Source organism: Actinopolyspora biskrensis (assembly GCF_013408175.1).
GTDB classification, from domain to species: domain Bacteria; phylum Actinomycetota; class Actinomycetes; order Mycobacteriales; family Pseudonocardiaceae; genus Actinopolyspora; species Actinopolyspora biskrensis.
Genome location: NZ_JACBYW010000005.1, coordinates 464,738 through 482,488 on the forward strand (window position 1 = coordinate 464,738; position 17,751 = coordinate 482,488).

The 17,751-nt window shown below is 69.9% G+C and carries 16 protein-coding genes and 1 other RNA gene; 15 read left to right on the forward strand and 2 right to left on the reverse strand.

What is annotated here, in order from left to right:
• Positions 1-63: 63 nt before the first annotated feature.
• Together FHR84_RS15515 and FHR84_RS15520 are read right to left on the reverse strand one after the other, a co-directional pair.
• Positions 64-966: a fructosamine kinase family protein gene (locus FHR84_RS15515; RefSeq protein WP_179536214.1), complete on the reverse strand. Its 903-nt coding sequence runs from the start codon at positions 964-966 to the stop codon at positions 64-66.
• Positions 967-1,114: 148 nt separating this feature from the next.
• Positions 1,115-1,639: an arsenate reductase/protein-tyrosine-phosphatase family protein gene (locus tag FHR84_RS15520; RefSeq protein ID WP_179536215.1), complete on the reverse strand. Its 525-nt coding sequence runs from the start codon at positions 1,637-1,639 to the stop codon at positions 1,115-1,117.
• A gap of 119 nt (positions 1,640-1,758) precedes the next feature.
• Between FHR84_RS15520 and cobC the strand changes: the two genes are divergently transcribed.
• The 15 genes from cobC (at position 1,759) to npdG (ending at position 17,633) form a co-directional block, all read left to right on the forward strand.
• The gene (gene cobC, locus FHR84_RS15525; RefSeq protein ID WP_179536216.1) at positions 1,759-2,853 is read left to right on the forward strand and encodes an Rv2231c family histidinol phosphate aminotransferase CobC; all 1,095 of its coding nucleotides are present in this window, start codon (positions 1,759-1,761) and stop codon (positions 2,851-2,853) included.
• Entirely contained in the window at positions 2,850-3,713 is an 864-nt protein-coding gene (locus tag FHR84_RS15530) for a Nif3-like dinuclear metal center hexameric protein (RefSeq protein ID WP_179536217.1), read from the forward strand. Before cobC ends, FHR84_RS15530 begins: the two co-directional genes overlap by 4 nt.
• Positions 3,710-4,444, forward strand: a complete 735-nt coding sequence (locus tag FHR84_RS15535) for a CT398-like coiled coil hairpin domain-containing protein (protein ID WP_179536218.1) — start codon at positions 3,710-3,712, stop codon at positions 4,442-4,444. The genes FHR84_RS15530 and FHR84_RS15535 overlap by 4 nt, the downstream gene beginning before the upstream one ends.
• Positions 4,441-5,595, forward strand: coding sequence for a bifunctional RNase H/acid phosphatase (locus FHR84_RS15540; RefSeq protein ID WP_179536219.1), 1,155 nt, complete (start codon positions 4,441-4,443; stop codon positions 5,593-5,595). The genes FHR84_RS15535 and FHR84_RS15540 overlap by 4 nt, the downstream gene beginning before the upstream one ends.
• Positions 5,596-5,742: 147 nt before the next feature.
• An RNA gene (gene rnpB, locus FHR84_RS15545) (RNase P RNA component class A) lies at positions 5,743-6,139 on the forward strand.
• Between the two features lie 786 nt (positions 6,140-6,925).
• Entirely contained in the window at positions 6,926-7,246 is a 321-nt protein-coding gene (locus tag FHR84_RS15550) for a hypothetical protein (RefSeq protein ID WP_179536220.1), read from the forward strand.
• A gap of 36 nt (positions 7,247-7,282) precedes the next feature.
• Positions 7,283-7,924: a hypothetical protein gene (locus FHR84_RS23520; protein WP_179536221.1), complete on the forward strand. Its 642-nt coding sequence runs from the start codon at positions 7,283-7,285 to the stop codon at positions 7,922-7,924.
• Positions 7,899-10,829 carry an ATP-binding protein gene (locus tag FHR84_RS23335; protein WP_179536222.1) on the forward strand — a complete coding sequence of 977 codons (2,931 nt, stop codon included), beginning with the start codon at positions 7,899-7,901 and terminating at the stop codon, positions 10,827-10,829. Before FHR84_RS23520 ends, FHR84_RS23335 begins: the two co-directional genes overlap by 26 nt.
• A 2-nt stretch (positions 10,830-10,831) precedes the next feature.
• The gene (locus tag FHR84_RS15565) at positions 10,832-12,820 is read left to right on the forward strand and encodes a hypothetical protein (protein WP_179536223.1); all 1,989 of its coding nucleotides are present in this window, start codon (positions 10,832-10,834) and stop codon (positions 12,818-12,820) included.
• A gap of 27 nt (positions 12,821-12,847) precedes the next feature.
• Entirely contained in the window at positions 12,848-13,471 is a 624-nt protein-coding gene (locus tag FHR84_RS15570; protein WP_179536224.1) for a hypothetical protein, read from the forward strand.
• Position 13,472: 1 nt separating this feature from the next.
• On the forward strand, positions 13,473-14,456 hold the full coding sequence (locus FHR84_RS15575) for a C40 family peptidase (protein WP_179536225.1): 984 nt from the start codon (positions 13,473-13,475) through the stop codon (positions 14,454-14,456).
• Between the two features lie 122 nt (positions 14,457-14,578).
• The gene (locus FHR84_RS15580) at positions 14,579-15,034 is read left to right on the forward strand and encodes a hypothetical protein (protein ID WP_179536226.1); all 456 of its coding nucleotides are present in this window, start codon (positions 14,579-14,581) and stop codon (positions 15,032-15,034) included.
• Positions 15,035-15,171: 137 nt separating this feature from the next.
• A complete protein-coding gene (locus tag FHR84_RS15585; protein ID WP_179536227.1) occupies positions 15,172-15,375 on the forward strand; it encodes a hypothetical protein in 204 nt (67 codons plus the stop codon).
• 7 nt (positions 15,376-15,382) lie between these two features.
• Complete coding sequence (locus FHR84_RS15590) at positions 15,383-16,912, forward strand: RNB domain-containing ribonuclease (RefSeq protein ID WP_179536228.1); 1,530 nt, start codon at positions 15,383-15,385, stop codon at positions 16,910-16,912.
• A 55-nt stretch (positions 16,913-16,967) separates the two neighbouring features.
• Entirely contained in the window at positions 16,968-17,633 is a 666-nt protein-coding gene (gene npdG, locus FHR84_RS15595) for an NADPH-dependent F420 reductase (RefSeq protein ID WP_179536229.1), read from the forward strand.
• Positions 17,634-17,751: the final 118 nt, after the last annotated feature.

Sequence of the window (17,751 nt, forward strand, 5' to 3'; positions counted from 1 at the left end):
CCGAACAGGGACTCCGGACGAGCGGAGTCGAGCGGGAGAGCGGTCCGCCGCGGTCCGGAACCGTCAGAGGGTCCGCAACGCCTCCTGCGCGGCCGTGACGGCCCGTGCGGCGAAGCCTCTGCCGAAGAGCACGCCGTGCACCAGCAGCGGGAACAGCTGGTGCAGCCCCACGCGCGAGCGCCACCCCTCGGCGAGGGGCGCCTCGCCCTCGTAGGCGTCGAGCACGGTGTCCAGCTGTGGGCAACCGAACAGCCGCAGCATGGCCAGATCCGTTTCGCGGTGCCCTCCGTGGGCGGCCGGATCGATCGTCCACACCCGCGTGCCACCGTCTCGCGGGTCGCTTCCCCAGTGCACGTTTCCGCTCCACAGGTCCCCGTGGAGCCGGGAAGGGGGTTCGTCGGCCCCGGGAAGGTCGTCGAGCCGCTCGCAGACCTCCGTGATCGTCCCGGACTCGGACGGGCGCAGCGTCCCGGAGTCCACCAGGCTGCGCACGTACGGCTCGACTCGGAGGGAGCGGTAGAACTCCGGCCAGTCGTGGCTCGCCTCGTTGCGCATCGGAGCGAGGCCGATCCACGCGTCCCGAGGTCCTCCCGGAGGAGGGCAGCCGTGTGCCTCGGCGCCGGAGGAGTGCAACCGGGCGAGCTCGCGACCGAAGTCGGCGGCCGCCTCGCGGGTCGGGGCGGCCGATTCGACGTGTTCGGTGATCAACCACCGCTCGTCGGCTCCGTGCACCAGCGGGACCCGTACCGTGCGGGACTCGGCCAACCAGCGCAGCGAGGCCGCCTCGGCGTCCAGCGCCCTCGGCATGTTCTCGGGAGCGGCCTTGGCGAAGACGTTCTCGCCGTTGTCGAGGGTGACCTCGTAGGCGGCCGAGGCGTCCCCACCACCCAGTGGTCGCACCGTTTCCGGGCGGGCACCGGTGAATCCCGCTACCGCTTCCGCCAGTCCCTCGGGTACGCGCTTCAACGCTCACCTCCCGGCAGTGCCGTGCTCGTCGTTCGGTGCTTCGCTGACATCGTGCCCGGAGCCGTGCCCTCGCGGGCGAGAGGGCCACGCCTGTCCCGAGCGATGTTTCCCGGACCGGGTTGACGGTTGAGCCCGGGTGTGCGGCGGATCAGGTGGTGATCCCGGAGGAATCCGGGGAGCGGCGCTCGCCCAGGTGCGTCCGCAGCCAGTCCAGCACGCCGGGAACGGAGGCCTCGATCATCTCCATGACCCTGTCGAAACCGCGTTCCCCGCCGAAGTAGGGGTCCGGGACCTCGGCCCACTCGTCGGCCTTCGGGTCGAAGGAACGCAGCAGTCGGACCCGGTTCGGATCGGCGACGGCGTCGCGGACCACGCGCAGGTGACCGGCGTCCATGGCGAGCAGCAGATCGGCGCTCAGATGGTGCTCGTCGAGCTGGGCGGCGGTGTGCTCGGTCGGGTATCCGTGGTCGGCGAGCACGGCGCCGGTGCGCGGATCGGCCGACTCGCCGACGTGCCACGGTCCGGTCCCCGCGCTGGAGACCTCCACCCGGTCCGACAGACCCGCGCTCCGCAGGTGCTCGCCGAACACGAGCGCGGCCATCGGTGAGCGGCAGATGTTGCCGGTGCACACGAACGACACGTGGAAGGGCTTCGTGGTGGAGTCGAATGTCACGTGCTCCAGTGTCCCGTTCCGCGGCGGACCGGAAAGCGCGGGTCCCACCGTGTTCCGGCCGGTCCCCCGGCCACCCGTGTGTGTCCGGAGCACGGTCGCGGACGGCTAGACTGCCGGGGATGACTAGCCGGGACGACCGAGACGTGCTGCGCCACCACGGTGACGTGGACGCCGTCTCCGGTCTGCTCGATTTCGCCGTCAACGTCAGGCTGCGCAGGCCCCCCGACTGGTTGCACAAGCGTCTGGTCGCGGCGCTGGACCGCCTCGGCAGCTATCCGACCGCCGAGGACGATCTGGCCGCGCGCCGAGCGGCCGCCGAACGGCACGGACGTACCGAGGACGAGGTCCTGCCACTGGCCGGAGTCGCCGAGGGGTTCGCGCTGCTGCCCGCGCTGCGGCCCCGCTCGGCGGCTCTGATCCATCCCTCCTTCACCGAGCCCGAGCTCGCGTTGCGCAACGCGGGGGTCGAGGTGACCAGGGTTCCGCTGGACCCTGCCGACGGGTATCGACTCCGTCCCGAAGCGGTTCCCGAGGAAGCCGATCTCGTGGTCCTGGGAAACCCCACCAACCCGACCTCGGTGCTGCATTCCGCGGAGACGATCCGCTCCCTGGCCCGTCCCGGACGGGTGCTCGTGGTCGACGAGGCGTTCGCCGACGCGGTGCCGGGGGAGCGGGAATCGCTGGCCGCGGAACGAGTTCCGGGGCTGCTCGTGCTGCGCTCCCTGACCAAGATGTGGGGGCTTCCCGGGCTGCGGGCCGGTTACGCGTTGGGGTCGCCGGACCTGCTGGGCCGACTCACCCTGCTTCGTCCGCACTGGCCCGTGGGTACGCTGGGGCTGGAAGCCCTGATCGGGTGCTGTGCCTCCGAGGCGCTGCTGGAGTCCGAACAGGCAGCCGAGGAGATCGCCGGCCACCGCGACGAGCTGATCACGGCCCTCGAGACGGTCTCCGGGGTGGAGGTGCTCCGCCCGGCGGCGGCCCCCTTCCTGCTGCTGCGGGTCCCCGGGGGAGAACGGGTGCGTGAGCTGCTGCGTGAACGGGGCATAGCCGTCCGGCGGGCCGACACCTTTCCCGGACTCGACGGGCGGCACCTTCGCGTGGCGGTCCGGCAGCCGGAGGACAACGCCGAGTTGGTCGCCGCCCTGCGGGGGATTCTCGGTTCTCGGGGGGCGACCGCAAGTGCAGCGACGACACGGGAAGCGAATACGGGATGACCGCACGGATCGAGGACGTCGTTGGCGCGTTGGAGGCCTCGTACCCGCCGGGGCGGGCCGAGTCGTGGGACGCGGTCGGCCTGGTGTGCGGTGATCCGGCCGCCGAGGTGCGGCGGGTCGCGTTCTGCGTCGACCCCGTGGAGGAGACGGTCGAGGAGGCCCTCGACTTCGGGGCCCAGCTGCTCGTGGCGCACCACCCGCTGCTGTTGAGCGGCGTGCACGGTGTGCCCGCCGACGACCACAAGGGCAGGCTCGTGCACCGGATGATCCGTTCCGGTCTCGGGCTGTACTGCGCGCACACCAACGCGGACACCGCCAACCCCGGGGTCTCCGACGCCCTCGCGGCCGCGCTCGGAATCACCGTCACGGGGCCGTTGTGCCCGCACCGGGAGGGGGCCGACACCGGTCTGGGCCGGATCGGCGCGCTCGCCGAGCCCGAGCCGTTCGAGCGGTTCGTGCGGCGTGTCGCCGAACGACTGCCCGGCACGGCATGGGGAGTCCGGGGAGCGGGTGACCCCCGACGTCCGATCGAGCGCGTGGCCGTGTGCGGTGGTTCGGGTGACTCCAATCTGGACACGGCCGCCGCGGCCGGAGTGGACGCCTACGTCACGGCGGATCTGCGGCACCATCCCGCTGCCGAGCACCTGGCGCGCCGGGAGGTGCCGGGGAATCGGGTCCCCAATCTCGTCGACGTGGCCCACTGGGCGAGTGAATGGCCGTGGTGCCGCCAGGCGGCCGATATCGTCACGAGTGCACTGCCCGACAGTGTCGAAGTGCTCGTCTCCGCACGCCGCACCGACCCGTGGACGGTGCACGCGCACGGCACCGCCACCACCGAAACTGGGAGGATGCCCGAGTGAAAGCCGATCCCGCAGCACAGCGCAAACTGCTCGAACTCGCCAAGGTCGACGCCGAGCTCAACCGGATCAACCACCGCAGGCGGACGCTTCCGGAACTGGAACGGATCGGGACCGCCGAGCGCGAGGTGCGGGAGAAGCGTGACGCCCTGGTCTCAGCGCAGACCTCGCTGGACGATCTGCAGCGCGAGGTCGATCGCCTGGAGAGCGAGGTGGACCAGGTGCGCTCACGACAGCAGCGGGACCGCCAGATGATGGATTCCACGGGGTCCTCCAAGCAGCTCGAGGACCTCGAGCACGAGATGCAGTCGCTCAGCAGGCGGGAAGCCGAGCTGGAGGACGACATGCTGGAGGTCATGGAGCGCCGTGAGGCGCAGGAGACCGATGTCTCCCACGCGCGTGAAGCCGTGAACGCGGCGGAGTCGGAGCTCGCGGACGCCCAGCACAGCCGGGACGAGGCCGTCGCCGATCTGGACAGTGACGAGGCCAAGCGCTCCGCCGAGCGCGAGGCGCTGGTTTCGGGGCTGCCCGAGGACCTGTTGAACCTGTACGAGCGGATCAGGGCCCAGCGGGGAACGGGAGCCGGGTTCTTCCAGGGCAGCCGATGCGGAGCCTGCAGGCTCGAGGTGGACCGTGCCGCGCTCGCATCCATCCGGGAGGCGGCCGAGGACGAGGTGATCCGTTGCGAGGAGTGCGGCGCGATCATGGTGCGTACTAAGGAATCGGGGCTGTGAGCACGCGAGTGATCATCGAGGCGGACGGTGGTTCGCGCGGGAACCCGGGGCCTGCCGGCTTCGGCGCCGTCGTGCGCGAGGCGGACGACGGGCGGGTGCTGGCCGAGCGTTCCGGTGGGCTCGGTCGGGCCACCAACAACTTCGCCGAGTACCGGGGGCTGATCGCCGGCCTGCGGGCGGCCAGGGAACTGGGGGCGAGCGAGGCCGAGATACGCTTGGACTCCAAGCTGGTCGTCGAGCAGATGTCCGGCAGGTGGAAGATCAAGCACCCGGATCTGCAGCCGCTGGCCCGCGAGGCCACTCAGCTCTTGTTCGGGTTCGTGTCCGCGAACTTCCGGTGGATCGCTCGGGAGTACAACAAGCACGCCGACAGGCTGGCCAACGAGGCGATGGACGCGCAGGAGCGCGGTGACGAGCCCGATCCCGAGGCGGAGAGGGCCGTCAACGAGGAGCTCTTCCCGGCCGAATCCGCTTCCGGGCGGAGCGAACCGGCGGCGCGCAGCTGGACCGGAGCCGTCGGTACCCCCACGCGGCTGCTGTTGCTCCGGCACGGCCAGTCGGCGCTGTCGGTGGACAAGCGCTATTCCGGCCGCGGGGACGTGGCTCTGACCGAGCTGGGGCAGCAGCAGGCCCACGCCGCGGCCAAGCGGCTGGTTTCGATGGAGGGCGTGGCCACTCCGGAGGGCTCGGCCGTGGTGCTGAGTTCGCCGCTGGCGCGTGCTCGCGGTACGGCCGAGGCGGTGGTCTCGGCCACGGGCGGGGAGCTCGTCGTGCACGAGGGCCTCGTCGAGACCGATTTCGGCTCCTGGGAGGGGCTGACCTTCACGGAGGCGTCCGAGCAGTACCCGGAGCTGCATCGCTCCTGGCTGGGGGACCCTTCCGTCGAACCCCCGGAGGGGGAGAGCCTGAACGCCGTGTTCGAACGGGTGCGGCGCACGCTGGACGAGATACTGCGCGATTACGCGGGCAGGACCGTCGTTCTCGTCACCCACGTGACCCCGATCAAGGCGGTGCTGCGTACGGCTCTCGCGGCGGGGCCGGAGCTTTTCTACCGGTTGCACCTGGATCTGGCCTCGCTGTCCGCGACCGAGTTCTACCCCGACGGCAACGCCTCGGTGCGGTTGGTCAACGACACCTCGTACCTGGGTTGATCCCGCGGGGCCCCGGTCGCGGCGGCCGTGGTGCCGGAACCGCGAGGTCGCCGGCCGCGGGTCAGGGCGGTTCGGTGCCGGGTGCGCCCGTTTTCCGGGGACGGGAACGTGGGCGGCGCACCGCGTGCTCTAAGCTGGGGGAGCGGGCGAGTCGACCGGGCGGCCGCGGCGGATTCGTCCGCCGAGGAAAGTCCGGACTCCACAGGGCAGGGTGGTTGCTAACGGCAACCAGGGGTGACCCTCGGGAAAGTGCCACAGAAAGCAGACCGCCCGGCCGATTCGGCCGGGTAAGGGTGAAAGGGTGGTGTAAGAGACCACCAGCGTCCCCGGTGACGGGGACGGCTCGGTAAACCCCACCCGGAGCAAGGTCAAGAGGACGCCTTCGGCGTCTGCGCAGGTGTTCGAGGGCGGCCCGTCCGATACCTGCGGGTAGACCGCTTGAGTCTGCCGGTGACGGCAGGCCCAGATGGATGGTCGCCACGCGGAAGGTTGCCGCGAGGTTCCCTTCCGCGAACAGGATCCGGCTTACAGGTCGGCTCGTCCGCTTCCCGCCTCCTCGCGCTCCGCGCCGACGCGCGAGGAGCTTCTTCGAAAGTGCCACGCCAGGACGGACCGGACCGCCGGCGCGTGAGAAGCGAAGCTTTTTTCACTCAATTGCCTGATCGTGCTCCGCTCGGTGGGCGTGTCAATCTGTTCGATCGGCGGTGCTTCGTCGCCGCGGTCGGCGGAGGCGTCGTGCCGAGCCGGTTTCCTCGTGGTCGGCGGAGGCGTCGTGCCGAGCCGGTTTCCTCGTGGTCGGCGGTGCGTCCCGCGGAGCGTGCAACGGCGAACGACGAGGACGCGGTCGGGCCGCTGCTCACCGATGTCGCGTCCGCTGCGGAACCGGTTCTCGAAGCCGTGACCGGTGTGTTCGCCCGGGTGCGTGAACGGAGTTCTCGATCATGGGAAGGTTTCACGAAAGTGTGATACCGGATCGGGCATCATGGATGATGAAGGACACGTGTCGACGGATGTCGAGCGAACCGTGACGAGTCGTGAAAGGACGGTCCTCGGTTGGTGAATCGGACGGCCCGGCTCAACTCGACCCTCCGGACACACCGGACGGCCTCGGCGGAGTCGCTCTTACTGCGGAGGACCCGGAGAGCGGCTACTCCGCACGAGTGTTCCGCACCGTCGACAGGCATGCTGTGGGTGTGACACGTTCCGCGCCACACCCGGTGGACGCTACCACTACCGCAGCTGGACGTGTCATGTTCTACACGACATCGTGTGCCGGGCTACCCGGCCAGCCGAGTAAAGCCGACACCCGCTCGTACACAGAGGTAATCCAATGACCGCCGTGCCACAGCAAGCACTCGAACAACTGGGTGCGTTCGCGGGAACGCAACCACTGGTCGCAGTGCTGGCCCAGACCAACCTGGACACCGAGGGCATCCGGGGGTGGATCCTGAACAACCTGCTTCCGCTGCTGCTGCTGACAGTGGCTTTGCTGCTGCTGTGGCTGGGCGGAGGCAAAGGGGACAACGCGGGAGTGATGCGCCGCGTGGGCGGCGTCTTCGTGGCCCTGGCCGTGATAGGCCTCGCCGTCAGCGGTACCGGTGTGGACATCGGAACCTTCATAGCCGGCCTGTTCAGCACCAGCAGCGGGTGACAACCGGCGCGCGGTCGATGGGCAGGTGGCAAGGATATGCAGGTACGTACCGACGACGAGGTCTACCGTGTGGACGCGGTATGGCTCGGTCCGCCGAAGGCGACGTTTCCCTGGCGCGCGCGTTACGTCGCGTGGGGCGTGGGCATTCTGGTGTTCCTGCTGGTGCTCGCGGCCGAACGCAGGATGAACATCGGTTTCGGATTCTTCTCCACGGCTTGGGCACTGGTCATCACGATCGCGCTTACACGTCTGATCTGTTCCCGAATAAGCCACGAACGACCGCTGAGCGCGGTGCTCGTCATGTGGTTGCGTGAACTCACGGCTCCCCGCAGGGCGGCGTCCGGGAGAGGAGGCGCGGCCAGTGCCGCGAAACTCAGGGTGAGAGCACAACGTCCGCGTCCCAAGCAGTCCAAGCGCTCCGCGCGGAAGCGCCCCCCTTCTCCCGGCGCGCAGACACAGCCCGACAGGACGGGCGGGCCCGGACGGGCGCAGGCCCGTTCCGGGCGTCCGTCCCCCGAGCGGGCGGGGCGTTCCGGCGACCCGCCGCCCCAGGGGCGGGAACCCGCTCCGGCACGACGCAGGCAGCGCTCCGGAGCCTCCGCGGGACGGAACAGGAATTCCAACAGACGTGTGCACAGCAAGGAGGTTCGCGGTGTTCGGTCGCGGACGAGGTCGTGAGCGCGATTCCCAGCAGGCCTCTGGCCAGCAGTACCGTGCCACGTCGAAAAAGGCGTCGAAGACCGCGCGCTCCGGGAGGAACAAGGACCGCAAGCTGAGCGGTGAGCAGTCGCTGCCGAGCTACACACCGTCGATAGCGGCACGTTCCATCGACGGGCACCTGCTGCGGACGGGCCAGGACGTGTTCGCCTGGTACCGCCTCTCCCCGCAGCGTTGGTCCTTCCGCTCCGACTCGCAGCGCCAGGACCTCATAGCCGCGATCGCGGGACAGTACGCCGAGCTCCAGGGGCGCTGGCTGCACCTGCGCGTGACGAACCGGCCCTACCCGATCCGGATGTGGGCCGAGGCCCACGTGCGGAACGCGCAGAACGCGCTGCCCGACGTACCCGGTGCGCTGAGCTTCGACGACTACATGGTCGGCGAGCAGCAGCAGCTCATGGGGCGTTCGATGGCCGAGAAGGAGGTCTACCTCGGGGTCCAGGTGCAGACCCGCAACGTGGTCGACCGGGCCGTCGAACGGGCCGCACCCTTGCTGCGCAAGGTGTTCCCCGAGGCCGTCGACGCGGAACTGGTGGCTCTGGACAGTGAGATCGAGCACCTCGACCAGGTGGTCGGCTCGGCCGGACTGGACGGACGCCCGGTCACGGCCGAAGAGATCTCCTGGCTGATGCACCGGTCGTGTTCCTTGGGACTTCCGGCCCCGCGCAACATGCCCGCGACGCCGAGCAACACCTGGCAGCCGGAGGACCTGGCCTCGTTCACCGACGCCGCGGACATGCACCAGGAGCCGTACTCGCCGACCGTGACCGTGCGTGGTCGGACCGGCTCCAACGCCGGAGTGAGCCGGAACGTGGCCGTGCTGACGCTCGGGCAGACGCACGGACTGCAGATCCCCGAGGTCGACGATCCGTGGTTGCAGCACTCCGACAGGCTGCCCGCCCCCGTGGAACTGTCGGCGCGTATCTACGTGCGCCGACCGGAGGACGTCGGCGGTGAGCTGCAACGCCAGATGAACAAGGTGCGTTCGCAGGTTCGCCACTACACCGAGGAACACGAGCTGGAACCGCCCACCTCGCTGGCGCGGCAGGCCGGACGTGTCCTGGAGATCGACGACGAGATGACCTCGGGGTTCACCGCGCTGGCCACCCGAGTCCGCTCGTGGTGGCGCATGGCGGTCTCCGGACCGACCGAACGGGACGCGCTGCGCCTGGCTCAGCAGCTGCTCGATCTGTACAAGCCCAAGATCGCGATCGAGCACCCCGAGGCGCAGTACGCCATGGCCCGCGAGTTCATCCCCGGTGAGCAGCTGGCCTCCGGCGCCTATCTGCGCCGCGGTTCGGTGGTGTGGGCGGCCTCCGCTGTTCCACAGGCCACCGCGGAGGTGGGCGACCGGAGAGGGGCGCTGCTGGGGGAGACCTGCACCGCCACCCGGCGTCCCGTGGCCTGGGACCCGTGGATGGCCCAGGAGATCAGGGACGCCTCGGGGCTGACGGCGATGGTCGCGGGACTCGGCGGCGGCAAGTCCTTCCTCGGCGGTGGACTCGTCTACAAGACGCTGCGTTCGGGGGCCTACTGGACCCTGCTGGATCCCTCCGGGCCGCTGGCCGAGCTGTGCGAGCTCCCCGAACTCCGTCCCTACGCGCGACCGATCAACCTGCTGAACGCGCAGCCCGGCATTCTCAATCCGTACCGGGTGGTCGCCGAACCGGAACTCGAACACTTCGTGGACGAGGACGATCCGGAACGGAGCTGGCGCCGGGAGCGCGCGCTGGCCGCCGCGACCAGGCGCCGCCTCGTGCTCGACGTGCTCACCGGACTGCTGCCCTACGACATCGCGCGGATGCCGCAGACGCGCATCGTGCTGTTGCGGGCGGTGCGCGCGGTCGGCGGGAGACCGGACGCGCACCCGGGGATGGTGTTCGAGGCGCTCCGCCGGGACGCCAGCGAGCACCACGAGCACGCCGTGGTGGTGGCCGACTTCCTCGACGAGATCCGCGAACGCATGTCGTTGCTGATCCCCGAGGCCGATGCCGATCCCTACTCGCAGCGCAGGGAGGACCGGCTGACGGTGCTGACCATGGCCGGGCTGACCCTGCCCAAGGACGGTGTCGGCCGGGAGCACTGGACGGACAGCGAGGCCCTGGGAGTCCAGCTGCTCAACCTGGCCGCCTGGTTGACGCAGCGCACCGTCTACGAACGCCCGAAGGAGGAGCGCAAGGGCGTGTGGATCGACGAGGCGTTCTTCCTCTCCGAGGTGCCCACCGGCCGCGTGCTGATGAACCGGTTCGCCAGGGACTCCCGCAAGTGGAACGTCCGCGTGCTGCTGTCCAGCCAGATACCGGCGGACTTCCTGCGCATCCAGGGTTTCGTCTCCCTGCTGGACTCGGTGTTCATCGGCAGGCTGGACGACGAGCAGGCGCAGGCGGACGCGTTGCGACTGCTGAAAGTTCCGGTCGACGCGGGCTACGAGCAGGTGGTGTCCGCACTCGGCCGGCGTCCCGGGCCGTCACGGAACAACACCGAACGGGACCGTTCCCCGCGCCAGTTCATCTTCGGCGACGGCGCGGGCGGGGTCGAACGCATCCGGATCGACTTCAGCGGGCCCCACCTGCAGCATCTGCGCGAATCCCTGGACACGACTCCGGCCGCGGGCGGTTCGGAGCAGGAGGACCCCGGGGAGGGGACGAACCCGACCACGCCCAACTCGGACTCGATCTCCGAGATCGGAGGAGCACAGCCCGAAGGCGCTTTGGAAGAGGACCCCGAGATGCTCGAGGAGTTCGCCGAATGGGAGCTCACGGCGGCCGGCGTCGGCGGCAACGAGCATTCGAACGCCGAGTCCGATGAGCAGCAGACGGGCGGCAACGGCCATCGGGACGGGGAGCGGACGCGAGGAGTCTCCTGATCGTGTGGGTGCTGTTGATTTCGGGAGTGATCACCGCTTGGGTGATCCTCCGACGCCGTCGCTCCCGGCGGGAGACGGATCGTCCGAACGGGAACCGCAGGGCACGTCGCGGGGCCCTGGTCACGGTGGCGGCCCTGCTGGGATTGCAGGCCCTGGCCGGTGCTCCCGCCTACGCCCAGCCGTTCGACTGCACCGAACCACCGAATCCGGAACGCCCGGGGACCGGCATGGTCGGAGCGGTCGACCCCGCCCACATCGGCGTGGGGCAGTCCGGCAGCGCCTACGACGAGTACGCCTATGCCGGGCAGGTCTGGCACACCTACGACCTGGGTTGCGGTCCGCAGGGGGTCAACAACCCCAACGCGATGGTCGACACCTGGATCGGCAACCAACTGTTCAACGTGGCCAAGAACCTGGTCGGGATGACCAACGGGTTGCACTACTCGCTGCTCTCGGGCGACCTGATGGCCCCGCTGGACGAGATGATCACCACCGGAACGGTCGCGCTGTACGACAGCGTGTTCACCCCGTGGTTCGGGGTGGTGGCCGTGATACTGGCCGTGCTGCTCTTCCGCTACATATGGCAGGGCGACCTGGCCACGATCGGGAAACGGACGACGTGGGCACTGGCCGCCCTGTGGTTCGCCTCGGCCACCTACCTGACACCGCTGGTCTACACGCACGCCCTGGACGACGTCGTCATCACGGGGACTTCGGCGGTGCAGGGCGGTTTCCTGCGGGAGGTCGGCGTCGACGAGCGTGACGCCCTGCCCACGCTGCTGCACAACGAGGTCGTCTACCGCGGTTGGTTGCGCGGGGAGTTCGGCTCGCCGGACTCGCCCAAGGCCGAGGAGCTCGGCATGCGCTTGCTGGACGCGCAGGCCTGGAGCAAGCGCGAGGTGCTCTCCGGGGAAGCCGACGGTTCGGTGGACGAGAAGAAGCAGGCCTTCGAGGAAGTCGCCGCGCAGATGGGCGGCGCCTACGGTTACTTCCAGGGAGTGGACGGAAGCAGGATAGGCGCGGGCATGCTCAGCATGCTCCAGGCGCTCTCCTACACCACCTTCCAACTGCTCGCCAAGGCCGCGATCCTGCTGGCCCAGGTGCTGTTGCGCGTGCTGATACTCGCGGGACCGCTGATAGGCCTCGTCGCGCTGCTCTACCACGAGGTGCTGCGCAGTGTCGGGCGCATAGCGGGTGCCGCGCTGCTCAACGTGGTGCTCATCTCGGCGATGGCCGGACTGCACACCCTGGTGCTGAACTGGGTGTTCGATCCGACCCGCGGTTTCGAGCTGCTCACCCAGATGTTGCTCGCCGCGCTGCTGACGGTCGTTTTCCTGATGATCGGCAAACCCCTGCGGCGGATGGGGCAGATGGTCGAGCTGTCGGCCGGTGCCGCGGGGGGCGCGGTTCCACGGGTTCCTCCCGGGTTCTTCGCCCGCGCTCGGCGCGGCTCCTCCGGCGGCGGGAACGGTCCCCAGGACGACTTCTGGGACCAGGTGCGTGCCTCGGGATCCGGGGACGAATCCGGTCAGGGGCCGTCCGGTGGCGGTCTCGGACGCGGCCGCCCCGAGAACGAGGGGCCGACCGTGGCAGCCACCGCGGAACGGACGGACCGCCCCGCGAGCTCCTCGCCGGGAGGGAACGCCGGTCCGCGTACCGAGATACCGGCGGCCGGTGCCGCGGGAAGCGGCTCCCGGTCGGGCGCGAGCGCGATCGAACAGCAGCGTCCGGGAACCAGGCGGACAGCAGGCTCCCTCCCGGAAGGGGAGGGGCGAAGCAGTCGCACGGTCGACACCGCCCCGATCACGGAGGGGTTCTGGAACGAACGCGACGACGACCCCGTTGTGGTGCCTTCCCGCGTCGGGGACTCGAATCCGTTGCGCGGCACGGAGGACGGTTCCCGGCGTCCGTCCGAATCGGAGACGCTGGCGGGGCGCCCGGTCAACGTGGTGTATCGACCGTCGCGCGGGTTGGAGGTCTCCGATGAATGATCCATCGGTCGAAGGGGGCCGGTTCTGATGCCGATTCGGACGCACCGGGGCCGCACCGCGGTGTACCGGAGGTTGTGGGGATGGCCACTGCGGTCGCCTAAGCATCTCGCGGGAGCGGTCGTACTCCTCGTGGCCGTGGCGAGCGGGATCGGACTCCTGCTGCCGAACGTGCCTTCGGCCACGTCTTCGGGGGGTGCGAGCCGGGAAACCGACAGTGGCTACGAGACCGACCCGCGGGAGGGTCTCTCGGGAGGGGACACCGGAGCCCGGTCCGACGACACGCGAGAGGGATCCCCTCCGTCCATCTCGGTGCCGAACGTCGAGCCCAGTTCCGTGGAGCCCGATCCGGCGGGGCTGGACGTGGTGCGCGAGTGGGTGTCGGAGTGGACGCGGCCTTCCGAGGGGACGACGCGTGAGCAGTGGATCGAGGGGCTGCGCCCCCACACCACCCCGGAGTTCATCGGCGTGATGAACACCGTCGACCCGGCGAACGTGCCCGCCACCGAGATAACCGGCCGGCTGCGGGTCGACGAGTCCACGAAGACTTCGATGCGGGTACGAGTTCCCACGGACGGCCCCACCGTGCGGGTGCACGTGGTCCGTTCTTCCGCGGAGGGTTGGCGCGTGTCCGGCTACGACAGGGTGGACTGAGATGCGAAAGATCGCCGTTGTACTGGTTCTGCTCACGGGGTTCGGTGGACTGATCGGTGTGGGCGCGGTAACCGGCCTGTTGGCCGGTATGGGTGGTGGAGAGCGGACGAGCGGAGCTGAATGCGGTGCCGCGCTGGGCGCCTCCGGAACGGCCGATTCGCGGGGCAGGCGAATGGCGCGGGGCCTCGGCAGCGAACAGCGGCGGGTCGTCGAGCGGATCATCGAGGTGGGCAAGCGACGCGAGTTACCGCCGCGGGCGTGGCAGGTGGCGATCCAGGCGGGCAAGACCGAGTCGAACCTGCGCAATCTGAACTACGGTCATGCGGACTCGCTTGGGGTGTTCCAGATGCGTCCGTCGATGAACTGGGGGACGCCTCAACAGGTGACCGACCTGGGGTACGCGATCAACAAGTTCTACGACGAGCTGTTGGAGGTCGACGGCTGGAAGGACATGCGCCCCGGAACGGCCGCACAGGCCGTGGAACGCTCGGCCTTTCCCACCCGTTACCACGAGGTCGAGTCGATGGCCGCGCACCTGGTCGGCGACGAGGGCGATGCGCTGGTGTCGAACGACTGCTCCGGGACTCCGGACGCCGGTGAGCTCACCGCGAAGGTGACCGACTACGCCAGGGACCAGCTCGGTTCCCCCTACGTCTGGGGGGCGGAGGGCCCGGACCGGTTCGACTGCTCGGGGCTGACGCAACGCGCGTGGGCGGCAGCGGGGGTGGAGATCCCCCGGGTGTCGCAGGACCAGTACCACGCAGGTGGAGCCATGGTTCCGCTGAGCAAGGCCCGCAGCGGCGATCTGGTTTTCTGGGGGCACGGGCGCGACTCCGACTCGGTGCACCACGTGGCGCTCTACATCGGGGACAACAAGGTGCTGCACGCGCCGCAGCCCGGTGAGAAGGTGGAGATCACCGAGCTCTGGGACGGAGGGGAGCTGCTCCCCACAGCGGTACGCCCGTCCACGGCCCGGGCGAGTTGAACGGCCCGGGGCGACGCGTGAAGGACGTGGGAACACCGGTGTTCACCGCTTACGCGTGTGAGTGTCCCGGTCGCTCGAACGGTGGTCCGACGGTTCTGCCGTCTTCTCCTAGGAGGACGAACATGTTCACCCCTGATCCGATTCCCCGGCCGAGCGGTTCACCTGCGTCGAGCACCCCGCTCGCCGACTACCTCTCGTGGACGCGGTACGGAACCGACGACGACTACACCGTCCTGCCGCGGTCCTTGGCCGAGTCCATGCCGTTGCCGTGGCAGCAGCACATGCGGGACCTGCTCGCGGAGTTCCACCGGGCGTTCGGGCATCTACAGTGGCCGGTTTACCGCGTCGTCCCGAGTGGCTACGAACGACTGACCGAGCTCGACGAGCAGCAGCTCTCCGAGATCGGCTGCACCATGGAGCTCGGCGACAACGGAGAACCGGAGTACCGGCTGCGTGACGGAAGCAGGGTCGAGAGCCCGGAGGAGCGGCGGTTCCTCGTCCCCCGCCCGGACCCGATCCCGAGTCGGCACGCGGGTTCCGAGGGGCCTTCCGCGTCTCCCGCCCCGCCGAACTGGTGAGCGGGAAACGACGAGCGGGGAGTGCTCGTGGTGACGCTCGACCCGGTGCGCGCTCCGGCACCACGAGACAGGGGCGGTGGAGTGCTCGGCGGGACGCGGAACGTGACATCACGGCCCGCACGTGCGAGGCTCGGGTCATGGCCCCGAACGGCTGGTACTTCTGCTTGAAGCACCGACGAGTCGAAGCGCCGGGTGAAGTGTGCCGGGCGCTCAATCGCCTCGGACCGTACAGCGATCGTGCTTCGGCCGAGAACGCGCTGGAGCTCGCCCATCGGCGGACCGAGCAGGCCGACGAGTCCGATCGACGCTGGAACGAGCCTTCGGAGGGCGAGGAGCTCTGACTTTCCGATGGCGGCGCGAGATCCGAGACGGGTGGACTCCGACTCCCTCTCCGCTGCCCGCGCGGACGTCGCCGCCGACCAAGGACCGGTCGAGGCGGACCCCGTTCCCTCCGGGGGGACGGACTTCACGGGCATCCGCCGTGAGTTCGGCTTGCCGGTCGAATTCCCCGTTCCCGCGTTGACGGAGGCCGAGCAGGCCGCCGTCACCTCCGAGTCGTGCCCCGCGCGAAGCGAGGCCACCGGGCTTCCGCTGGTGACCGTCGATCCGCCCGGCGCTAAGGACCTGGACCAGGCGGTGCTGCTCGAGAGGACCGAGCGGGGTGGGTTCCGCGTCCGCTACGCCGTCGCGGACATGGCCGCGTTCGTGCCGCCCGGTGGTGAACTGGAGCGGGAAACCCTGCGCCGAGGGCAGAGTCTCTACCTGCCGGACGGAACGGTGCCGTTGCACCCCACCCTGCTCTCCGAGAGCGCCGCGAGCCTGCTGCCCGAGCAGGTGCGCCCCGCGGTGCTCTGGACGATCGAGCTGGACGACACGGGCACCGTGGTCGGAGTGGATCTGCGTCGCGCCACCGTCAGATCGGTGGCCGCGCTCGACTACGAGAGCGTGCTCCGCTCCTTCGAAGCGGACGCCCCGCACCCCTCCCTGGCCCCGCTGCCCGAGGTGGGGGAACTCCTCCGGGAGCGGACGATGCACCGCGGGGCGATCGAGCTCGGGCTGCCGGAGCAACGGGTCGAGCTCTCCCGCGAGCAGGGGTGGCGGCTCGGACTGCGCAGCCGGACCTGGCCGGAGGTGTTCAACGCGGAGATCTCGCTGCTGACCGGCATGTGCGCGGCAGAGATCATGCTCTCCGCCGGGGTCGGTGTGCTGCGCACCGTTCCGGAACCGGAGGAAGCGGCCGTGGCCCGGCTGCGCCGGACGGCGGAGCGGCTGGGAATCCCCTGGCCCGCCGAACAGGGTCCGGCCGAGTTCCTGGCGGGCCTCGACCCGCGGCGTTCCGAATCGCTGGCGCTGCACGTGGCCGGCACCGGACTGCTGCGCGGGGCCGGATACACCGCTTTCAGCGGCAGCACCCCCACGAGTCCCTCCCACGCCGGCATCGGAGCCGCCTACGCCCACGTGACGGCACCGCTGAGGCGGCTGGTGGACAGGTTCTGCGCGGAGATATGCCTGGCCGTCGTCACGGGGAGCCCGATCCCCGGCTGGGTGAGCGAGCGCATCGAGGAGCTCCCCTCGGTGATGGGGAACTCGGACAGGCTGGCCTCCAGGGTGGAGCGGGCTTGCGTCGCGCAGGTCCAGTCCTGGGAACTGGCCGGACGCGTCGGCGAGTCGTTCACGGCCACGGTGCTGCGCACGGAGCCAACCGGGCAGGCCGGGGAGGTGTTCGTCGGGGAACCACCGGTGATCGCGCGTTGCGTCGGCGCGGGATCGGTGGAGGGGCGAAGTCTCCCCGTGCGGCTCGCGGAGGTCGACCCCGCGCGGCGCCGGGTTCTGTTCGAAGTCGCCAACCACACACCCGTCCTGTCTGGCGCGCGCTGATCGTGGGCGTGACAGTGGGGACGACAGGTGATCCGGTTTACGAGAAGGAGCCACGGTGGTTGATGTTCGGAACCTGACCGTCGGGGTGCTGGGTGGCACGGGCGCTCAGGGCAAGGGACTGGCGATCCGCTGGGCCCAGGCGGGGCTGAGTGTGCTGATCGGTTCGCGTTCCGCGGAACGCGCCGAGCAGGCCGCGGAGGAGATCGCCGAAGCCGGTGGTGGCTCTGTCCGGGGGTGCGACAACTCGGAGTGCGCGGCTCGGGCTGACGTGGTGTTGGCCGCGTTGCCCTGGGAGGCGCACGCGGACACGCTGCGCGAGCTGCGTTCGGAGTTGGCGGAAAAGATCGTGATCGACTGCGTCAATCCGCTCGGCTTCGACAAGAAGGGGCCGTACGCGCTCGAGGTCGAGGAGGGCAGTGCCGCCCAGCAGGCGGAGGCTCTGTTGCCGGACTCCAGGGTGACGGCGGCGTTCCACCACGTCTCGGCCGTCAAGCTGGCGGACACGTCCGTGCGGCACGTGGATCTGGACGTGCTGGTGCTCGGGGACGACAGGGAGGCCACTGACCTGGTCAGGGCGCTGGCCGACGTCATACCCGGGGTGCGGGGCATCTACGGGGGCAGGTTGCGCAACGCCCACCAGGTGGAGGCGCTCACGGCGAACGTCATCGCGATCAACCGGCGCTACAAGGCCCACGCCGGGCTCCGCATCACCGACGTGTGACGGCTTCTCCGCCGCGGAGAGGTCCGCGCAGCGGGAGTGCCGCCGGAGCGACTCGCGTGGCTGTCCGTCGAACGGAGGTCCGGAGTTCTCCCGGGCACGGGAGCGGAGGCTTCCCGGC

Excerpts from the sequence above, each read along its gene's own strand:
- cobC (WP_179536216.1), top strand. The coding sequence starts at position 1,759 with ATGACTAGCCGGGACGACCGAGACGTGCTGCGCCACCACGGTGACGTG.
- FHR84_RS15530 (WP_179536217.1), top strand. The coding sequence starts at position 2,850 with ATGACCGCACGGATCGAGGACGTCGTTGGCGCGTTGGAGGCCTCGTAC.
- FHR84_RS15550 (WP_179536220.1), top strand. The coding sequence starts at position 6,926 with ATGACCGCCGTGCCACAGCAAGCACTCGAACAACTGGGTGCGTTCGCG.
- FHR84_RS23520 (WP_179536221.1), top strand. The coding sequence starts at position 7,283 with ATGCAGGTACGTACCGACGACGAGGTCTACCGTGTGGACGCGGTATGG.
- FHR84_RS15570 (WP_179536224.1), top strand. The coding sequence starts at position 12,848 with ATGCCGATTCGGACGCACCGGGGCCGCACCGCGGTGTACCGGAGGTTG.
- FHR84_RS15575 (WP_179536225.1), top strand. The coding sequence starts at position 13,473 with ATGCGAAAGATCGCCGTTGTACTGGTTCTGCTCACGGGGTTCGGTGGA.
- FHR84_RS15580 (WP_179536226.1), top strand. The coding sequence starts at position 14,579 with ATGTTCACCCCTGATCCGATTCCCCGGCCGAGCGGTTCACCTGCGTCG.
- FHR84_RS15585 (WP_179536227.1), top strand. The coding sequence starts at position 15,172 with ATGGCCCCGAACGGCTGGTACTTCTGCTTGAAGCACCGACGAGTCGAA.
- FHR84_RS15590 (WP_179536228.1), top strand. The coding sequence starts at position 15,383 with ATGGCGGCGCGAGATCCGAGACGGGTGGACTCCGACTCCCTCTCCGCT.